A 15,973-nucleotide genomic window follows, 5' to 3' on the forward strand; every position below is an offset into this window, starting at 1 on the left:
GTTCTGTGACAACTACGAAACCCGTGGGAGAAAGCGTGCGTATTCGATTGTCGGTCCGCGATCCCCGGGACTCCGTGTTACGCGATTTCGGTATCGAATGCGTACCGGAGAACACGATCGACGAGGTCGCCGGAGTTCTTCGCGCCGCCACCGGATTCGCGGGCGTCTTCCACGTCGGCGGACGGCCGGTCACCGGCTCCGAACCCGTCGGCGAATCCGCGTTGCGGGACGGCGTGGTCGTCGAAGCCGGCGCCGCGACGGCCTCGCGGGAACGGCAGCGACGCAGCTCGGGGCCCCTGCTGCGCGTCGTTTCCGGACGGGACGCGGGCGCTTCCCGGGAACTGGCCCGCGGAGATACCGTCGTCGTCGGCCGGAGCTCCACGGCTCAGCTGTCCCTGACCGACCCCGACGTCTCTCGCGTGCACTGCAGCCTCCGCTGGGACGGCGAACGGGTCGAAGTGATCGACCACGGCTCCAGCAACGGCACGTCGGTCAGCCGCGACGCCCGGTTCGCCGAGGCGAAAGTGCTGCACGCGAAGGAGACCCAGGTGGTGCCGCCGGGTGAGCTCCTGCAGGTGGGCGGCACACGGCTGGCGATCGAGGGTCCGCCGGCGCGGCCCGCGGCGAACGACGACGGGCGTGGCGGGACCCTCGTCAACCGGGCCCCCCGGACCCGGCCGCGGCGGCCGGAAGCCGAAGTGACCCTTCCGCCGCTTCCCCAGCAGCACACTCCCGCCCGGACCCCGATCGCGATCATGATCGCGGGACCGCTCGTGCTCAGCGCCGCGATGGTGCTGTTCACCGGGCAGTACCTCTACTTGCTGTTCGCGCTCCTGTCGCCGCTGATGACGGCGGGCATGTGGTGGAGCAGCCGGCGCACCGCGCGTCAGGCGCGGGAAGGGAGCGCCGCGGAATACGAACGACGGCTCACCGAAGCGAAGATCGCCATCCACGCCGCCGTCGACGACGAGGACGCCTACCTGCGCCGCGAATGGCCGGCTCCGCCCACCGTGACGAGCTGGGCGGAGGCCGCGGCACCCGGCCTGTGGCAGCGACGCCGGGACGACGACGACTGGCTGCGCCTGCGGCTCGGCTGCCGGTCGCGTGCCGCGAGCGTGCAGCTGCGTGGCCCGGCTCCCGCCGACGGCTGGGCCGCACCGCGGCTTGAAGCCGCGCCGGTCGGGGTCGACCTCGCCTCGGCGGGCGCGCTGGGCATCGCCGGCACCGGCGCCCGTGCCGTGCTGGACTGGGTGCTCCTCCAAGCCGCCGTCCTGCACGGGCCGGACGAGCTGAAGATCGTGGTGCTCGCCCCGCACCGGGACGCGCCGCTGTGGGTGCGGTGGCTGCCGCACGCGCGGGCCACGAGCGGCGGAGTTCTCGCGGCGTGGACGGAGAACGCCGTCGCGGCAGCCGTGGCCGCGCTCACCGAGCAGACGCAGGCGCGGCTCGAAGCTCCGCACCGGGGGGAGATCGCGGCCGACACCCTCGTCGTGCTGTCGGGCGCGCGCGAGCTCTGTGCCCGCCCGGACGTGGCGGACCTGCTGCAGCGCGGTCGCGTCGCCGGGATCAGGTTCGTCTGCACCGACGAGTCCGCGGCGGCACTGCCCGACGTGTGCACCGCGGTCCTGGAGCTGTCCCCGGACGGTGATCGCCTCGGCCTCGATCGCGGTGACCCGGTCGGCGTCACCCCCGACCGGGTCACCGCCGAAGCCGTCGAGCGAGCAGCACGCACGCTGGCGCCGTTGCGTGTCGTCGGGGCAGCCGGAGCGGCGGAACTGCCGGAACTGGTGCGGCTGACGGAACTCGTCCCGCCGGTGGACGCCGCGGCGGTGCAGGCGGCTTGGCGGCTCCTGCCTGCCTGCACGTCGGTCCCAGTCGGAGTGGACGTTGCCGGCCCGGTGCTCGTCGACATCGCCAAGGACGGCCCCAACGGCGTCATCGTCGGCATGCCGGGGGCCGGGAAGAGTGAATTCCTGGTCACCCTGCTGGCGTCCCTCGCGCTGGCGAACACCCCCGAGGACTTGAACTTCCTGTTCGTCGACTTCAAGGGCGGGGCGACGTTCAAGGACCTCGACCGGCTCCCGCACGCCCTCGGCACCGTCACCAACCTCGACGGCTCACCCGTGCGGTTCCTGTCGTCGTTGCGCGCCGAGCTGGAACGCCGTCAACGGTTGTTCAAGCGGGCCGGTGCGAACGGGCTCGCCGACTACGAGACCCGGCGGGGGAGTGCGGACCTGCCCAAGGTGTCCCGCCTCGTCGTGGCGGTCGACGAGTTCGCCCAGCTCAACGATCTGCTGCCGAGCGCGGTGGACGACCTCGTCGGCCTGGCCCGGGTGGGACGGGCACTGGGCGTGCACCTGCTGCTCGCGACGCAGACCGAGGCGGACGTGAAGAAGAACATCAAGGACAACTCGGCGTTGCGCGTCGCGCTGAAGGTCAGCCGGTCCGGCAGTGACATGCTGCTCGACAGCCCCTTGGCCGGTGAGATCGGGCAACGGCAGAAGGGGCGGGCCGTGCTGCGCCAGGCGGACACCCTGCGCACGGTGCAGACCGCTTGGTCCGGCGCGCCGAGCGGCGCCGTCCAGGTGGTCGGGTTGCGGGCGGTTCCCCTGCGGGATGAGGACCTGGACCTCCCGGACGCCCCGGCGGCTCCGTCCGGCGAGCAGGTGCGCACCGAACTCGACGACGTGATCGACGCGGTCGCCGCAGCGGCGGCCGCGGACGAGCTCCGGCCCCCGCACCGGGCGTGGCTGCCGCCCCTGCCCACGGCGATCACCCTCGACGAGCTGCCGGCGGCGGATGCCTCGCTGCAGCTGGGCTTGCGGGACGTTCCGCACGAACAACGGCAGCACGGGTACGCGCCCCGCCTGGGCACCGGCAACGTGCTGCTCGTCGGCGCGCCGCAGTCCGGCCGGAGCAGTGCACTGCGAGCGATCGCGGCCGGCTGCCTGCGGAGCGCGGGGCCGGATGCGGTCCAGCTGCACGTCATCGACTCCGGTCACGGGCTCGACGACCTCGACAGGGCGCCCCACGCGGGGGTGGTGACGAACGCCGGCGAGGTCTGGCGGGTGGAGCGGTTGCTGGTCCGGCTCGAGGCCGAGCTCGAGGCGCGCCGGGAACTGTTCGCCGAGTCCGGTGTGGCCAACCTGAACGAGCTGCGTGAAGTGGCCCCGGATGCCCCGCCGCACCTGGTCGTGCTGATTGACGGCGTCGACCCGGTCCTGGAACGCGAGCAGCACGCCGACCTGCTCCGCCGGGTGCTCGAGAGCGGACCGGCGGCCGGCGTGACCTTCTGCGTGACGACGACGGGTTCCGGGATCCGCACGACGTTCGCGCGGCTGTTCGAGTACCGGCTGAGCCTCCGCCAGTCCGACAACGACCGTCTGGCGCTCCTGGGCTTCCCTCCTCGTGCGGACGTCACCGCGCTCCCGGCCGGGCGGGCGATGTGCCAGGTGGACTCCACACTCGTGCAGTTGCCGTTGCTGGCGCCCGACCCGGCCGGGCCGGCCCAGCAAGCCGCTTGGGCCGCGGCGGTCGACAGCGCCGCACGCCGCTGGAGCGCGCCGTCCGAGCGGCTGCGGATCGACCGGCTCCCGCCGAGGATTTCGACTTCCGACGCGGTGGCCACCGGCGACAACCCGCAGCCGGGATTGGCCGTCCTGCTCGGCGTCGGCGGCGACCGGCTGGCCCCGCACTGGGTCGACCTCGGCACCGAGCGGGTCGTCACGATCGCGGGTCCCCGCCGGTCGGGACGCAGCACGGCCTTGTGCTCGGCAGCTCTCTCCGCGGCCGGCCGCGGTCACCGGGTCGCCGTGGTGGCCCCGCGGAGAGACGCGGTGCACTCCGCTCTGGCAGCCGGCGGTGTGGACGTCGTGGGCCCCGGCGACCTCGCCGACGTCCTGGGACGCGGGGTGGAGGTGCTGTTCGTCGACGACGCGGACGGCCTGGCGCTGCCGGACCCGCGGCTGGTCGAGTTCGGCAAGCCCGGCAGCCCGGTGCTCGTGGGCGCCTGCCGCGCGGACAAGCTGGCGTTCGGCCAGGGACTGGTGAAGGTGCTCGCCAAGGCCGAAGCCGGAATGGTCCTGCGGCCGGAGCGCGGCGAAGTGCTCGGCGTCGACTTCCCCCGCCCGACGTTCGACTTCCCGCCGGGCCGGGGATTTTTCGTGTCGCACGGCGAGGCAGTGCTGGGCCAGGCTGCTGATCCTGCGTTGCCGTCCCGGCCGTCGTTCCCGGCGGTTGCCAGATGAGTCGACGGACTGCTCTGGCTTCGATGACTTACAGGACAGTTCCTAGGAGCTGCCCTGTAAGCCATCGAAGCCAGAGCACGATGGCGGCGATGGTGAGTTCGGCCTGGTAGTAGGCGGCACGCTTGGCGTAGCGAGTGGCCAGGTCGCGGAACTGTTTGAGCCGGTTGAAGCAGCGTTCGACCACGTTGCGCTGCTTGTAGACCTCGGCATCGAAGGCCGGTGGCCGCCCGCCGCGGGAGCATTTGGCCGCGCGGCGGGCGATCTGGTCCTCGCGCTCTGGGCTGATAAACCTGATCCGCCGATCCCGCATCGCCTCCCGGGTCGAGGGATGCGAATACGCCTTGCCCGCGATCACCGTCTCCGGCCGGCACCGGGGTCGTCCCGGCCCGGGGCAGGCGACGCTGATGCCGTCCAGCAGCGGCAGCAGCTGCGGATTGTCGCCCGCCTGGCCCGGGGTGAGCAGGAAACGTATCGGCAGGCCACGCCCGTCGACCGCGGCACGGAATCGCGTTGATGACTCGGCGGTGATCCCGCCACCGCCGCCCACCGCCTTGCTGCGGCGGCAGCAGCGGCTCGATCACCGCCCATGCCTTGTCCGTCAACTCACCGCGATCAACCACCGCGCATAGTCACCAGAGGTCCAGCTCAACCACTTACAGGACAGCCCCTAGTCGCTGAAGGAGAGCGTGCCCGCGATCGCGGCGAACACCTCGTCGAACTCGTCGACGAGGTCCAGATTGGGGGTGACGAAGGTCAGCGCGGCGACGCGGCCGAGGCCGGGCACCGGGAGGTAGAACCGGCGCGTGAACGCCCGCACGGTGTCCGACCAGCCGGCGTGCTCGACGTCGAGGTGCCCGGCGGTGGAGACCGCGAGCCCGGCGGGGAGTTCCCGGGTGGTGATCTCGACGTCCGCGGCACGCGCATCCTGTTCGATCCGGCGCCGGAGCTGGTTCAGGTCACCGACGGGAGGCGAAAGGGCGATGGCGAGGTTGGCGGTGATCAGCAGCGGCTGGGGCGAGCCGGTGTCGACGATCTCGGCGAAGAACGCGGCCAGGATCAGGTCGGTGCTCGCGGTGAGCCGGCGCAGTTCGAGTGCGAGCGGGCCGGCCAGCCGGGCGAGGAGGTCGTCGTCGACGCCGTCGCCGTGGTGTTCGCGAGCGGTCCGGGTGAGTTCGGCGGTGAGGTCTTCGGCTCGGGGATCGATTTCCAGCCAGTTCTCGGGCAGCCGTACGCTGATCTGACGAGCGGGGGTTCGGAGCGGCATCCGGGGTGTCCTCACTTCTTCGCTCGCACGAGTTTCTCCGCCAGGAAATCCCAGCTTTCCGCGACGCGGTCGGCGTTCTTCGCGGCTTCACCGAGCTTGTCGGGCTCGGACTGGCCGTGGCCGGTCAGGTCGGCGACCACCTGCCGGCCCTCGGAGACCAATTCGATGGGCTTGGCGACCAATTCGACCGAACTCGACAGGACCTGTCCGGTGAAATAAGTGCGCGCGGCGACCGTTCTCACGGTCGCGGTGAAGTTCGTGCCGTGGGCGATGTTCTGGATGCGCAGCGGCACATCCGCGGTGTGGAACCCCCGAGTCAGACTCCGGAGCGGCCCGGAGAGCTTCGCGCTGTTGAGCACCACGTGGCTCCCGTGATCGGCCGGACTGACCAGCCGCTTCACGAGGCCGGGAAGCTCCTTGGCGGTCTTTGCGTAGCTGCCGCCACCGCCGATCAGCGCCAGGCCGAGGTCCAAGCCGGCTTCGAAGACTCCGCCCACCTTGCTGTGGTCCACAGCCGCCTGAGCGATCCGGCCGAGCAGGGCGGCTGCGGTGAGGGTGACGCCCGCCGCGTACAGCACGCCAGCCGCCTCCGGGGCGATGCAAGCCACGAACGGCGCCACGGTGGTGAGCAGCGAACCGACCTGGGACAGACCGGTCAGGAACGCGTCGAACTCCGGTGATGAAACGATGTCCGTGAAGCCCTGCAAGGCGGCTTCGAAGGTGCCGCGGTGGTACTTGCCGGCGACCTTGCCCGCCTCGTCGATCTTCGCCGCCGCGGCGTCGCCGGCGTGGTGCTGGAGTTCGGCCACCTGGTCGGCCAGGCGCCGGGCGGCGAGCAGCCGCTGCCGGGCCGAATCTGCCTGCGTGGCCGCGTAACGTGCGTCGCCGTCCGCTTGGGACCGGGCCGCGTCCGCTTCGTGGCTGATGCGGAGGTCCTGGGTGATCCGGTTCTGCGCGGTGGTCGCGCCGGCGATGTCACCGGCCGCGGTGCTCACCGTCTGCTGCACCCGGGAGGAGCCGACCCGGACCTGCGCCGAGCGGGACTGTGCCGCGTAGGCGGACGAGCGTTCCGTCGCCTCCCGGTGCCGTCGATCGAAGTCCTCCTGGTCGTGCTGCGCCGCTTCCGCCTGGGTTTCCGCCTGTCGCGCGTCGGCCTTGCACCGCCTGAGCTCCGCGGCGTAGGTGGCGAGGGCGTCACCCGCCTCCCCGTAGGAGTTCGTCAGGCGGTCGAGGTCGCCGCACAGTTCGCGCAGCGATCGTTCGAACGCTTTCGCGGCGTCTCCGGTCCAGGCCGTGTCGATGCCGGAGTCGCTGATCGCCTGGAGACGACTCCGTGCGTCCTTGGCGTCACGCGAGACCGAACGGAACACTTCGGCGGTGCGGTCGACGCGGTCGGGATCGCCGGGGGACGGGTCCCGGCCCAGCACGGGATAGCTCACCGGTGCCCCCCGAAGGACCGGACGACGTCGTCCTCGGTGCCGCAGTACGCCGCGATGGCGCTGTCCAGGTGGTCCGTGCAGTCCTTGATCCGTTGCCCCAGCAGGTGCCTCGCATCGTCCCACCGGCCCACGAACCCGGAGACCGAGTCCGCGAGCCGGGCGTGCCCGGTTTCCTCCCGGCTCAGCGGCTCGGCGACCGCGAGCCGCCCGAGTTGTTCGTCGATGCTCCGCAGCGTGGTGACGAGTTGCCGCAGGACAGCCGGGTCGACGGTGAATCCGTTCATCCGCGGAACCACCTTCGCCGATCGGTACGCGTTTTGCGAGCTGCCGGGATCACGTCCTCAGGTCGTCGGTCCCCGGCGGTTTGTTACGCCCGATCCGGTCAGCCGCAGCCCGCCCGGCGGACGCCGACGGCAACCGGCGGGGTCAGCCGAGCGCCGGGTTCCGGTCCTGCGGAAGCGTTTCCGGACCCGGCTCGTCCGACCGCCGGACCGGGCGTTCGCCGCGCTCGGACAACGCGCTCAACACGAAGTCGGCCACCGCCTCCGGGGACGGCTTGCCCGGCAGGGCGGCGACGACCTGCAGGGCCGGGTCGCCGGTCTCGGTGGCCAGCTCCCAGCCTTCGCCGGGGGTCCAGCGCAGCAGGTAGTCGCTCGGCTCGCGGTCTCCCGCCTGGCCGGCGAAGCGGATCTGGCCGCCCGCGAAGTCGCCGGTGTGCGCCCGCGTGTCCTCCGGCTGCAGACCCAGCTCCGCGGCCACCGCCTGCGTGTACGCGGCCGTGGACGGCTCGTCGTCGGTCATGGCCCGCCCTCCTGTCGCAGCGGTGGTACCCGGGCGCGCGTGGCGGGAAACGTCCACAGTGGACCGGCCGGGGGACTTGACACCTGCACCTTGTCATTCATACATTCGATGTCTCTTTGTATGAATGACGGGAGTTGATCCGCATGCGGCTCGGCCAGACCGCCGTCGTCCTCGGTGGGAGCGTCGCCGGTCTGTGCGCGGCCGGTGCGCTCGCCCCGCACTTCGACCGCGTGCTGGTGCTGGAACGCGACGAGCTGCCCGACGGCGCGGAACACCGCCGGGGCGTGCCGCAGAGCAAGCACCCGCACTTCCTGCTCAACTCCGGCCGGCGCGCGATCGGCGCGCTGTTCCCCGGCTTCGAGGACGAACTGATCGCGGCGGGCGGGCTGCTGCTGATGCCGTCCATGGACGCCGCCTACCTCGACGGGCCGGGCTGGTCGGCTCGCAAGCGCAGCGCGATGACGATGGTCTACGGCTCGCGGATCCTCATCGAGCGCGTGCTGCGGGACAAGGTGCGCGAGCTGACGGAAGTCGTCGTCCGGGAAGGCGTGGCGGTGCGCGGCCTGACGGCGGCGGCCGGGGAGATCACCGGCGTGGACTTCTCCGCGGCCGGCGGCGAGGAGCACGTCGACGCCGACTTCGTCGTCGACGCGCTGGGGCGCGGTTCCCCGGTCGCCGGCTGGCTGGCGGCGGCCGGCTGGCCCGAACCGCCGGTGCGGACGCTCGACGCCAAGGTCACCTACACCTCGCGCTGGTACGACCTGCCCGCCGAACGCCCCGCCTCCTGGTGGTGGCGGCACCTGGTGATCATGCCGACGCCGGACAAGGGCGAGCACCCCGCCGAGCACGAGTTCCTGGTCAACTTCTTCCCGATCGAAGGCAACCGCGTCATCGCCTGCATGGGCTCGTGGGGGCTGGAGATGCCCAGCACCACCGCCGCTTTCGTGGAGACGGCCCGCCGGGTGCGGACGCCGTTGTTCGCCGAAGCCATGGCCCGCTGCGCGCCTGCCTCACCGGTGCACCTCACCCGCTCCACGGGCAACAAGTGGCGGCGCTACGACCGCCTGCGCACCCCGCCGCGGCGGCTGGTCTTCGTCGGCGACTCGATCTGCGCGTTCAACCCCTTCTACGCCCAGGGGATCAGCTCCGCGTCGGCTTCGGCCTTGCTGCTGCGCGAGCACCTGGCCCGCGCCGGACGGCTGGACGCGGAGTTCTCCGCACGGTTCTTCGCCGCGCAACGCCGTCTGCTGCGGGTGCCGTGGCGGCTGGCGATGGCCCGTGACCAGGGCTACGCGTGCGCGGTCGGCACCGAGCGGCTGCCGGAGTGGCGGCGGCGCCTCGTCGCGGCCGTGTCGGCGCCGGCGTTCAGCCTCGTCGTCGGCGCGGCCCGGGAAGACGCCGTGGTGGACGAGCACTTCGCCAAGGTGTTCAACCTGGACGAGTCGCTGGGGCAGATGTTGCGCAACCCGCGCGTGCTCGCGGGCTTGGTGCGCTACCGCGTCCGCGCGGCGCTGGGCCGGCACCGCGTGCCGTCCGGCTTCGACCCGCGGGCCGAACCGCCGGCCACGGACTACTCGGCACCCGGCCCGCACGCGGCGAACGCGCGATGACCGCCGCGTGCGGGCCGGACGCCGAAGCCGTCACCCGCGGGCTGGGGTTCGACTGCCACGACGTCTCGCCGGTGGTTTCGGTCCGGCCGCCGTGGGCGCTCGCCCACTGGACGATGCCGCTGCTGGAGGTGCTGATCGTCGGCGGCGCGGTGTTCGCTCTGGTGCACGCGCTGCGCCGCCGCCGCGCGGGTGATCCGGTGAACCTGGCGCTGTGGTGGGCTTCGCTGGTCTACCTCTTCGTCACCGAGCCGCCGCTGTACTTCCCGGAGTGGTTCGGCCTCGACCGGCTCTACGGCTTCGTCTTCGCCCACAACCGGTTCACCGTGCAGTTCATGGCCGACCGGTTGCCGCTCTACATCGTGGCGTTCTACCCGGTGATCAGCCAGCTCGCCTACGAGGTCGTCCGCTCGCTCGGGCTCTTCCGGCGGAGCGCGCTGCGGGGTTCGGTCGCGGTGGCCTTCGCCTGCCAGGTGTTCTACGAAGTCTTCGACCACCTCGGCCCGCAGCTGGCGTGGTGGGCGTGGAACCCGGGCAACACGCTCGTGAACCGGCCGTTGCTGGCGTCGGTGCCGCTGAACAGCATGCTGCTGTTCGCTTCGGTTTCGATGGCCGCCATGACCTACCTCGTCGTGCTGCTGACGGGTGGTCCGCCGCGGCGACGGCTGCCCCTGCGCATTCTCCTGGCCGGCGTCCTGACCCCGCCGGCCATGGCGATCGCCGGGATCCCGTCGGGTCTCGCGGGCGACGACAGCACCGCGCGGGCGTGGATCCTCGGCGTCGAACTCGGCCTGCTCTGGCTGGGCGGCGCCTGGATCGTCGTGGCGCACCTGCGATCGGGCGAGCCGGGGGAGCCGCTGCCGGCCTTCACGCGGATCTACCCGGCCGGCTACCTGGGTGCGATGGCGGTGTTCTGGCTCGGCGCCCTGCCGTCCTACCTGGCCGCGAAGGACGGTGTCACCGCGGAGGGCACCCCGATCGGCAGCGGGCCGTACGCGCTCGCCTGCTTCGCCGTGGCCGGACTGCTGTTGCTGGCGCTGTACCGGCGCGACCGCGCCCCCGTCCCGGGCTGACGCCCCGCTCGGGGAAGATGGGCGGCATGGGGCACCACGGATGGCAGGGCAACCCGCCCGGCACCGAAGACGAGGCACGCCGCCGGATCGTCGAAGCGGCGACGGTGTGCCTGGACCGGGCCGGCCTGGCCAAGACGAGCCTCTCCGACGTCGCCGCGGAGGCGGGCGTCACCCGGCAGACCGTCTACCGGTACTTCCCGGGCCTGAAGGACATCCTGCGCGCGGTCGCGCTGGCGGGTGTCGAAGAGTTCGCCGGCCGGATGGAGCGGCACCTGGCCGCGTTCGGCACGGCCGCCGAAGCGGCGGTGGAATCGGTGGTGTTCGCCGTCCGGACGCTCCCGGGCGAACCCCACATGGGCCTGCTGCTGCAGGCGGGCGAAGCGGACTTCTTCACCGACGGGGTCATCTCGCCGCCGGCGTTCTCGTACGGGGCGCGGATCCTCCGCAACCTGCCGGTCGACTGGGCCGCCGCCGGTGTCGCGACAGACGAAGACCTCCGGGGCCTCGCCGAAGTCCTGATGCGGCTGTTCCTGTCGTTCCTGCAGTACCCGTCGACACCGCCGCTCAGCGACGACGAGCTGCGCGCCCTGGTCCGCCGCTGGGTCGGTCCGGCACTGCGCGGGTGAGTTCCGGGAAACGCGGCGATGAATGCGCTGACAATTCCTGACAACGGCGGCGGTGTGATGCCTCCCACGCCCGGCGCGGAATGCCCGCGGCGAAGGTTCGCTTCCTTCGCCGCGGGCGTTGCCGTGATCTCTCCCCCAGCGATCCGACGGCCACCGCGTTACTTCTTGGCGGCCGCGACCTTCTTGCGCGGAGCGCGCTTGCGCGGCGGCGCGGCGGGCGTCTCGGCCTCTTCGGCCTGGGCCTGCTCGTAGGCGGCGATCACCTCGGAGGACAGGCGTCCCCGCTCGGAGACCTCGTAGCCGTTCGCGTTGGCCCAGGCGCGGATCTGCTGGTTGCGCTCGCGGTCGGTGGTGCTGGTCGTGGTCGACTGGCCGGTCGCGACCCGGACCTTCCGGCCGCCGATGCGCCGGCCGGCCGCGATGTAGCGGGCCAGTTCGTCGCGCAGGGCGGTGGCGTTCTCGTCCGAAAGGTCGATTTCGTAGGTGACGCCGTCGAGGCCGAACTGAACGGTCTGGGCGGCGGTGCTGCCGTCGATGTCGTCCAGGATCTCGACGAGGACTTTCTGGGCCACGTGAATGCTCCTCAGCTGGATGTGCGTCCGGGGAACGCGACGTGTGACAAGTTGCACAATGGTCGGCGTTCTTCGGTGGAGTGTATCCACCCGGGGAGACGTACGGCAATTTCCTGTCGGAAACGCGGAACGGCGGCGGCCCGGGGTGGTCCTGATAGGACTGGGCCGCCGCCGCGGCGGCGGGTCGCGGCCGGTCGCGGCTTTCGCCCGGCGGCCGCGGCCCGGGGCGGCAATACCGGCGTGAATGCCGCCGGGAATCTACGTCCCGGACGGCGTGGAGCCCTGCTCGCCGTGGTGGTAGGGCGGATCCGTGGCGAGCGCCTCGTCGGCGGCGCCTTCGGCGGGATCGGCCAGCTTGGCCTCCTCGGCGGCTTCTTTCGCCTCTTTGATGAGCTGCCTGCTGTGCGCGAGGTCCGGTTCGGGGTTGTTTTCGTTCGCCGTCATCGCCACTCCCTGCGGTCGGATTGCGTTCCGTACCGCCACGGCTACCCGCGAAGCCGCGAACGCAACCGTCGGCGCCCGGCGTGGAAAGGCCGCCCGGGTGTCACCCCAACGAGTGGCGGCGGTGAATTCTTCGACGTCCGGCGAGGTGATCGGGTGAGCCGGTGACCGGGACCGGTTCCGCGGGCGGGCCGAGGCGGGGAATCGACGCGGGAAAGGGCGGCGGAGCGTTCTCTCGCCGATGTCGGTTACGGCGGCGGTGCGGGCGCGGGGTTTGCCGATGTGGTGTGCGGCGGAGGTGGGGGCGCGGGCTTGCCGATGGCAGCGGGCGGGCGGTGGCGTCGAGCGTCGGCGCGTACGGCGGGTGCCGGAGCGGGCGCGAGCACTTCCGATGTCGAGCGAGGCTCTTCCCCGTCCCGAGAAGGCGGCGCGGGCCGGGGGAGGGCGTTCAGGTGCCCGGAGCGGGCTTCGGAGCCGGTCGGGGTCCGGGGAAGGTCCTTACCGGCCGGGGAGCCGGGAGCGGCGATCTCAGCCCGGTCTGCGCGGCGCCGCCCGGACCGGCTCGGGGCCCCAGACGCCGGAAGGGCCCCGCACCAGGCAGGTGCGGGGCCCTTCCGATCGTCGCCGGTGTTACTTCTTCTTGGCGGCGGAGGTGCGCTTGGCCGGGGCCTTGGCGGCGGCCGGCTTCTTGGCGGCAGCGGTCTTGGTCGCGGCCGGCTTGGCGGCGGCGGTCTTGGCCCGCGAGGTGGTCGCCTTCGCCGTGGTGGCCTTGGCCGCGGTGGTCTTCGCCGCCGTGGTCTTCGGGGCCGCCTTGGTGGCGGTGGCCTTCGCGGCCGGCTTCGCGGCCGCCGTGCGGGTCCGCGTGGTGGTCGAACGCGTGGTGGCCGGCTTGGCCGCGGCCGTGCGCGTGGTGCGCGAGGTGGTGGCCTTGGCCGGAGCCGACGACGCCGCCGCGGCCGTCTTGGTGGCGGTGGACCGGGTGCTCGTCGTCGCCGCGGTGGTGGCGCGCTTGACCGGGGTCGCCTTCGGGAGCTTCTTGGTGCCGGAGATGACGTCCTTGAAGGTGGTGCCGGCGCGGAAGGCGGGCACGTTGGTCTTCTTGACGCGGACGGCCTCACCGGTGCGCGGGTTGCGGGCGGTGCGAGCGGCGCGGGCGCGCTTCTCGAACACCCCGAAGCCGGTGATGTTGACCTTTTCGCCCTTGTTGACCGTCCGGATGATGATGTCGACCAGACCGTCAACGGCCTGCGAAGCCACCTTCTTGTCGCCCAGACGCTCCGACAGCGCCTCGATCAGCTGGGCCTTGTTCGTCATTCCAGTCCTCCATAGTGGAACTACTAGTCACGGCCCATCTCGGCCGACACTGCACACGGTATTACCAATACCGCACAAAATCCAACCGGGGGTCGAAATATTTCCTTGTGCGGGGGCGGGTTCCGGCCCTCCGGCGGCCCCCTCCGGACGCCGACCGGAACGCGGACCGCACTCCCGCCACGCCTCTGATCAGGCAAAATGGGGTCGCAGAGCCGTCCACAGTGGTCGTCCATATAGGACCCGAGGCCCGTTCGGAGAACTTTTCGCGCGACACGCCGAAGCGGGGGTCCCGGCGGGTGGCCGAGGCCACCCGGGGCCCGATCCCGCGCTGCGGCCGGGGGAACGCGGGCCGCCCGGCGCGTCCCGCGGCAGGGGCGGCGGGGTGTCGCGGCGGGCTCGGCGGCGGTCCCCGGGACGGCCGGGCGCGCAGGTCTCCTTCGCCGCAACCCCGACCGGGCGGAACGCGGTGGCGTCGATCGTGGGGCCTGCCGCACCACTTCGCCGTGGGACCAAGGGGACGCGACCACGGCCGGCGGTCCGCCCGGGGCCATCGCGGCCTTGACCGGCGGCGCGGCGGGAAGCCTGGTCGACGGTGCGGTGACTCCGGAGCCGTCGCGGACGATCTCTCCGGCGTGCCACGGAAAAGGCCCTGCGGCGGCAAAAGATCATCCCCGAAGGGTGAGCTCACTCGTTCGGCGCAGTCGTGGCCTGCGGTGACGCCGGCCGCGGCAACGCCGTGTTGGGCGCGGGACCGTCGTCCCGGCGGGCTAGTCTGCGGCGGGGGAAAGCGCCGGGTGAGACAGGGAGAACCGTGGACCAGGAGACGCTCACCACCGTGGTCGGCCGGGTGGCAGGCACCGAGGACTCGACGCCGCTGCAGTTCTGCGTGGCCATCGATCCCGATGCCTACCTGCAGCTCGACGACGTGGTCGTGACCCGGCGGGAACTCCCGGGCCTGGGGCAGGTCACCTCCTACGGCGTCGTGACGCAGGTGAGCGCGCGGCACGAGGGCGCCAGCTTTGGCAGCGACGTCTTCCTGATCTCCGACGGGGTCCTGCCCGCCCAGGTGCAGGAGATCGCCGAGATCGCCACCACCCGCGTCGAGCCCGAGTGCTACGTGCCGCCCCGGCCGGGCAGCCGGGTCGAGCGGGCCGTGGGGGAGGATCGCGCGCAGGCGCTGTACTTCGACAACATGACCCGCCAGGTGGCGGTCGGGCTGGGCCGGGACGGCGAACCCGTCTACCTCAACATGGACTTCCTCGACGGCACCCGCGGCGCGCACGTCAGCATCAGCGGCGTCTCCGGCGTGGCCACCAAGACGTCGTTCGCGTTGTTCCTGCTGCACTCGATCTTCCGCGGCGGCGCCCTGCCCAACGCCCACAACGCCAAGGCCCTCGTCTTCTCCGTCAAGGGCGAGGACCTGCTGTTCCTCGACACCCCGAACGTCCACCTCGACGAAAAGCTCACCGGCGAGTACCTCAAGCTGGGCCTGCCCGCCGAGCCCTTCGCCTCCGTCGGCTTCTACGCGCCGCCGACGCCGTCGGACACCACGGGGAAGCCTTACGTCACCGGGCGGACCTCCGGCGTCGGCGCGTTCTGGTGGACCATCGCGGAGTTCTGCGCCCGTGACCTGCTGCCCTACGTCTTCGCCGACGCCGAGGACGAGCGCAACCAGTACACGATGGTCATCCACCAGGTCGCGAACCGCCTGCGGCTGGACAGCACGCCGGCGGGCAAGGACGGCGCCGCGAACGTCGACGGCGTCCTGTGCCGCACCTACGCCGAGCTCGTCGACGTCATCTGCGAGCGCGTCACCGACGAGGAAACCCGCGCGAGCTGGGCGGGTGCGGTCACCGGCGCGGGCACGGTGAACGCCTTCATCCGCCGCCTGCGCTCGAGCCAGCGGGCGCTGTCCGGCCTCATCCGCGGCGACCTCGCCGACCACCCGGCGCGCTCGCTGTCCACGGAGAACCAGCAGGTGACCGTGGTGGACATCCACAACCTCGTCGAGCGCGCGCAGCGGTTCGTCGTCGGCGTGACGCTCGCCGCGGAGACCGCGCGCAAGGAAGCGGCCGGCCCGGGCGGGCTGCTGTTCACCATGCTGGACGAGCTCAACAAGTACGCGCCGCGGGAAGGCAGCAGCCCCATCAAGGAGGTGCTGCTGGACATCGCCGAGCGCGGCCGCTCCCTCGGCGTCATCCTGATCGGCGCGCAGCAGACCGCCAGCGAGGTCGAACGCCGGATCGTCAGCAACAGCTCGGTCCGCATCGTCGGCCGCCTCGACGCCGCCGAGGCTTCGCGGCCCGAGTACGGCTTCCTCCCGGCCAGCCAGCGGGTCCGCGCCACGCTCGCCACACCCGGCACGATGTTCGTGAGCCAGCCGGAGATCCCGGTGCCGATCGCCGTCGGCTTCCCGTTCCCCGCCTGGGCCACGCGGCTTTCCGAGGCCGGGCGGATCCCGACGACCACCACGGTGTCGTCCACGTCGAAGAAGTCCGATCCCTTCGCGGGCCTCCCTTCGCGCGGCAGCGACCCCTTCGGCGACGACCCGCCGCCGTTCTGAGCCTGACCGCCCGCTACCCGAACGGA

13 protein-coding genes are annotated in these 15,973 nt (G+C 72.1%); 5 read left to right on the plus strand and 8 right to left on the minus strand.

The features are described 5' to 3' along the window. Positions 1-35 precede the first annotated feature (35 nt). Positions 36-4,247 (plus strand): FtsK/SpoIIIE domain-containing protein, encoded by a 4,212-nt coding sequence (locus ACLJPY_RS23285; protein ID WP_410591438.1) that lies wholly within the window; start codon positions 36-38, stop codon positions 4,245-4,247. A 28-nt stretch (positions 4,248-4,275) separates the two neighbouring features. Here the strand turns inward: ACLJPY_RS23285 and ACLJPY_RS23290 are convergent, their stop codons facing one another. The 5 genes from ACLJPY_RS23290 to ACLJPY_RS23310 all read right to left on the minus strand — a co-directional run bounded on the left by ACLJPY_RS23290 (position 4,276) and on the right by ACLJPY_RS23310 (position 7,751). Then, a complete protein-coding gene (locus ACLJPY_RS23290) occupies positions 4,276-4,794 on the minus strand; it encodes an IS5 family transposase (RefSeq protein ID WP_410591440.1) in 519 nt (172 codons plus the stop codon). A gap of 120 nt (positions 4,795-4,914) precedes the next feature. Continuing rightward, the gene (locus ACLJPY_RS23295; protein WP_410591442.1) at positions 4,915-5,511 is read right to left on the minus strand and encodes a hypothetical protein; all 597 of its coding nucleotides are present in this window, start codon (positions 5,509-5,511) and stop codon (positions 4,915-4,917) included. An 11-nt stretch (positions 5,512-5,522) separates the two neighbouring features. Then, positions 5,523-6,950 (minus strand): hypothetical protein, encoded by a 1,428-nt coding sequence (locus tag ACLJPY_RS23300; protein ID WP_410591443.1) that lies wholly within the window; start codon positions 6,948-6,950, stop codon positions 5,523-5,525. Next, positions 6,947-7,234 carry a hypothetical protein gene (locus tag ACLJPY_RS23305; RefSeq protein ID WP_410591445.1) on the minus strand — a complete coding sequence of 96 codons (288 nt, stop codon included), beginning with the start codon at positions 7,232-7,234 and terminating at the stop codon, positions 6,947-6,949. The genes ACLJPY_RS23300 and ACLJPY_RS23305 overlap by 4 nt, the downstream gene beginning before the upstream one ends. A 142-nt stretch (positions 7,235-7,376) precedes the next feature. Then, positions 7,377-7,751 carry a DUF6292 family protein gene (locus ACLJPY_RS23310; protein ID WP_410591446.1) on the minus strand — a complete coding sequence of 125 codons (375 nt, stop codon included), beginning with the start codon at positions 7,749-7,751 and terminating at the stop codon, positions 7,377-7,379. A gap of 143 nt (positions 7,752-7,894) precedes the next feature. On the opposite strand from ACLJPY_RS23310, the gene ACLJPY_RS23315 reads away from it, so the two are divergent. Genes ACLJPY_RS23315 through ACLJPY_RS23325 form a run of 3 tightly spaced genes read left to right on the plus strand, consistent with a single transcriptional unit; the run spans position 7,895 to position 11,057 of the window. Beyond that, entirely contained in the window at positions 7,895-9,361 is a 1,467-nt protein-coding gene (locus ACLJPY_RS23315) for an NAD(P)/FAD-dependent oxidoreductase (RefSeq protein ID WP_410591447.1), read from the plus strand. Beyond that, the gene (locus tag ACLJPY_RS23320) at positions 9,358-10,431 is read left to right on the plus strand and encodes a hypothetical protein (protein ID WP_410591448.1); all 1,074 of its coding nucleotides are present in this window, start codon (positions 9,358-9,360) and stop codon (positions 10,429-10,431) included. Before ACLJPY_RS23315 ends, ACLJPY_RS23320 begins: the two co-directional genes overlap by 4 nt. Positions 10,432-10,457: 26 nt before the next feature. Next, on the plus strand, positions 10,458-11,057 hold the full coding sequence (locus ACLJPY_RS23325; RefSeq protein WP_410591449.1) for a TetR/AcrR family transcriptional regulator: 600 nt from the start codon (positions 10,458-10,460) through the stop codon (positions 11,055-11,057). Positions 11,058-11,215: 158 nt separating this feature from the next. On the opposite strand, the gene ACLJPY_RS23330 is transcribed toward ACLJPY_RS23325, so the two are convergent. The 3 genes from ACLJPY_RS23330 to ACLJPY_RS23340 all read right to left on the minus strand — a co-directional run bounded on the left by ACLJPY_RS23330 (position 11,216) and on the right by ACLJPY_RS23340 (position 13,384). Further along, positions 11,216-11,629, minus strand: coding sequence for a histone-like nucleoid-structuring protein Lsr2 (locus ACLJPY_RS23330; RefSeq protein WP_410591450.1), 414 nt, complete (start codon positions 11,627-11,629; stop codon positions 11,216-11,218). Positions 11,630-11,887: 258 nt separating this feature from the next. Then, positions 11,888-12,073, minus strand: a complete 186-nt coding sequence (locus ACLJPY_RS23335; protein ID WP_410591452.1) for a hypothetical protein — start codon at positions 12,071-12,073, stop codon at positions 11,888-11,890. 627 nt (positions 12,074-12,700) lie between these two features. Next, positions 12,701-13,384, minus strand: a complete 684-nt coding sequence (locus ACLJPY_RS23340; protein ID WP_410591454.1) for an HU family DNA-binding protein — start codon at positions 13,382-13,384, stop codon at positions 12,701-12,703. A gap of 811 nt (positions 13,385-14,195) precedes the next feature. Here ACLJPY_RS23340 and ACLJPY_RS23345 point away from each other — a divergent pair. After that, on the plus strand, positions 14,196-15,947 hold the full coding sequence (locus tag ACLJPY_RS23345) for an ATP-binding protein (protein ID WP_410591455.1): 1,752 nt from the start codon (positions 14,196-14,198) through the stop codon (positions 15,945-15,947). The last annotated feature ends 26 nt before the right edge of the window (positions 15,948-15,973 follow it).

This window comes from Amycolatopsis sp. lyj-23, assembly GCF_046549135.1.
GTDB lineage: Bacteria > Actinomycetota > Actinomycetes > Mycobacteriales > Pseudonocardiaceae > Amycolatopsis.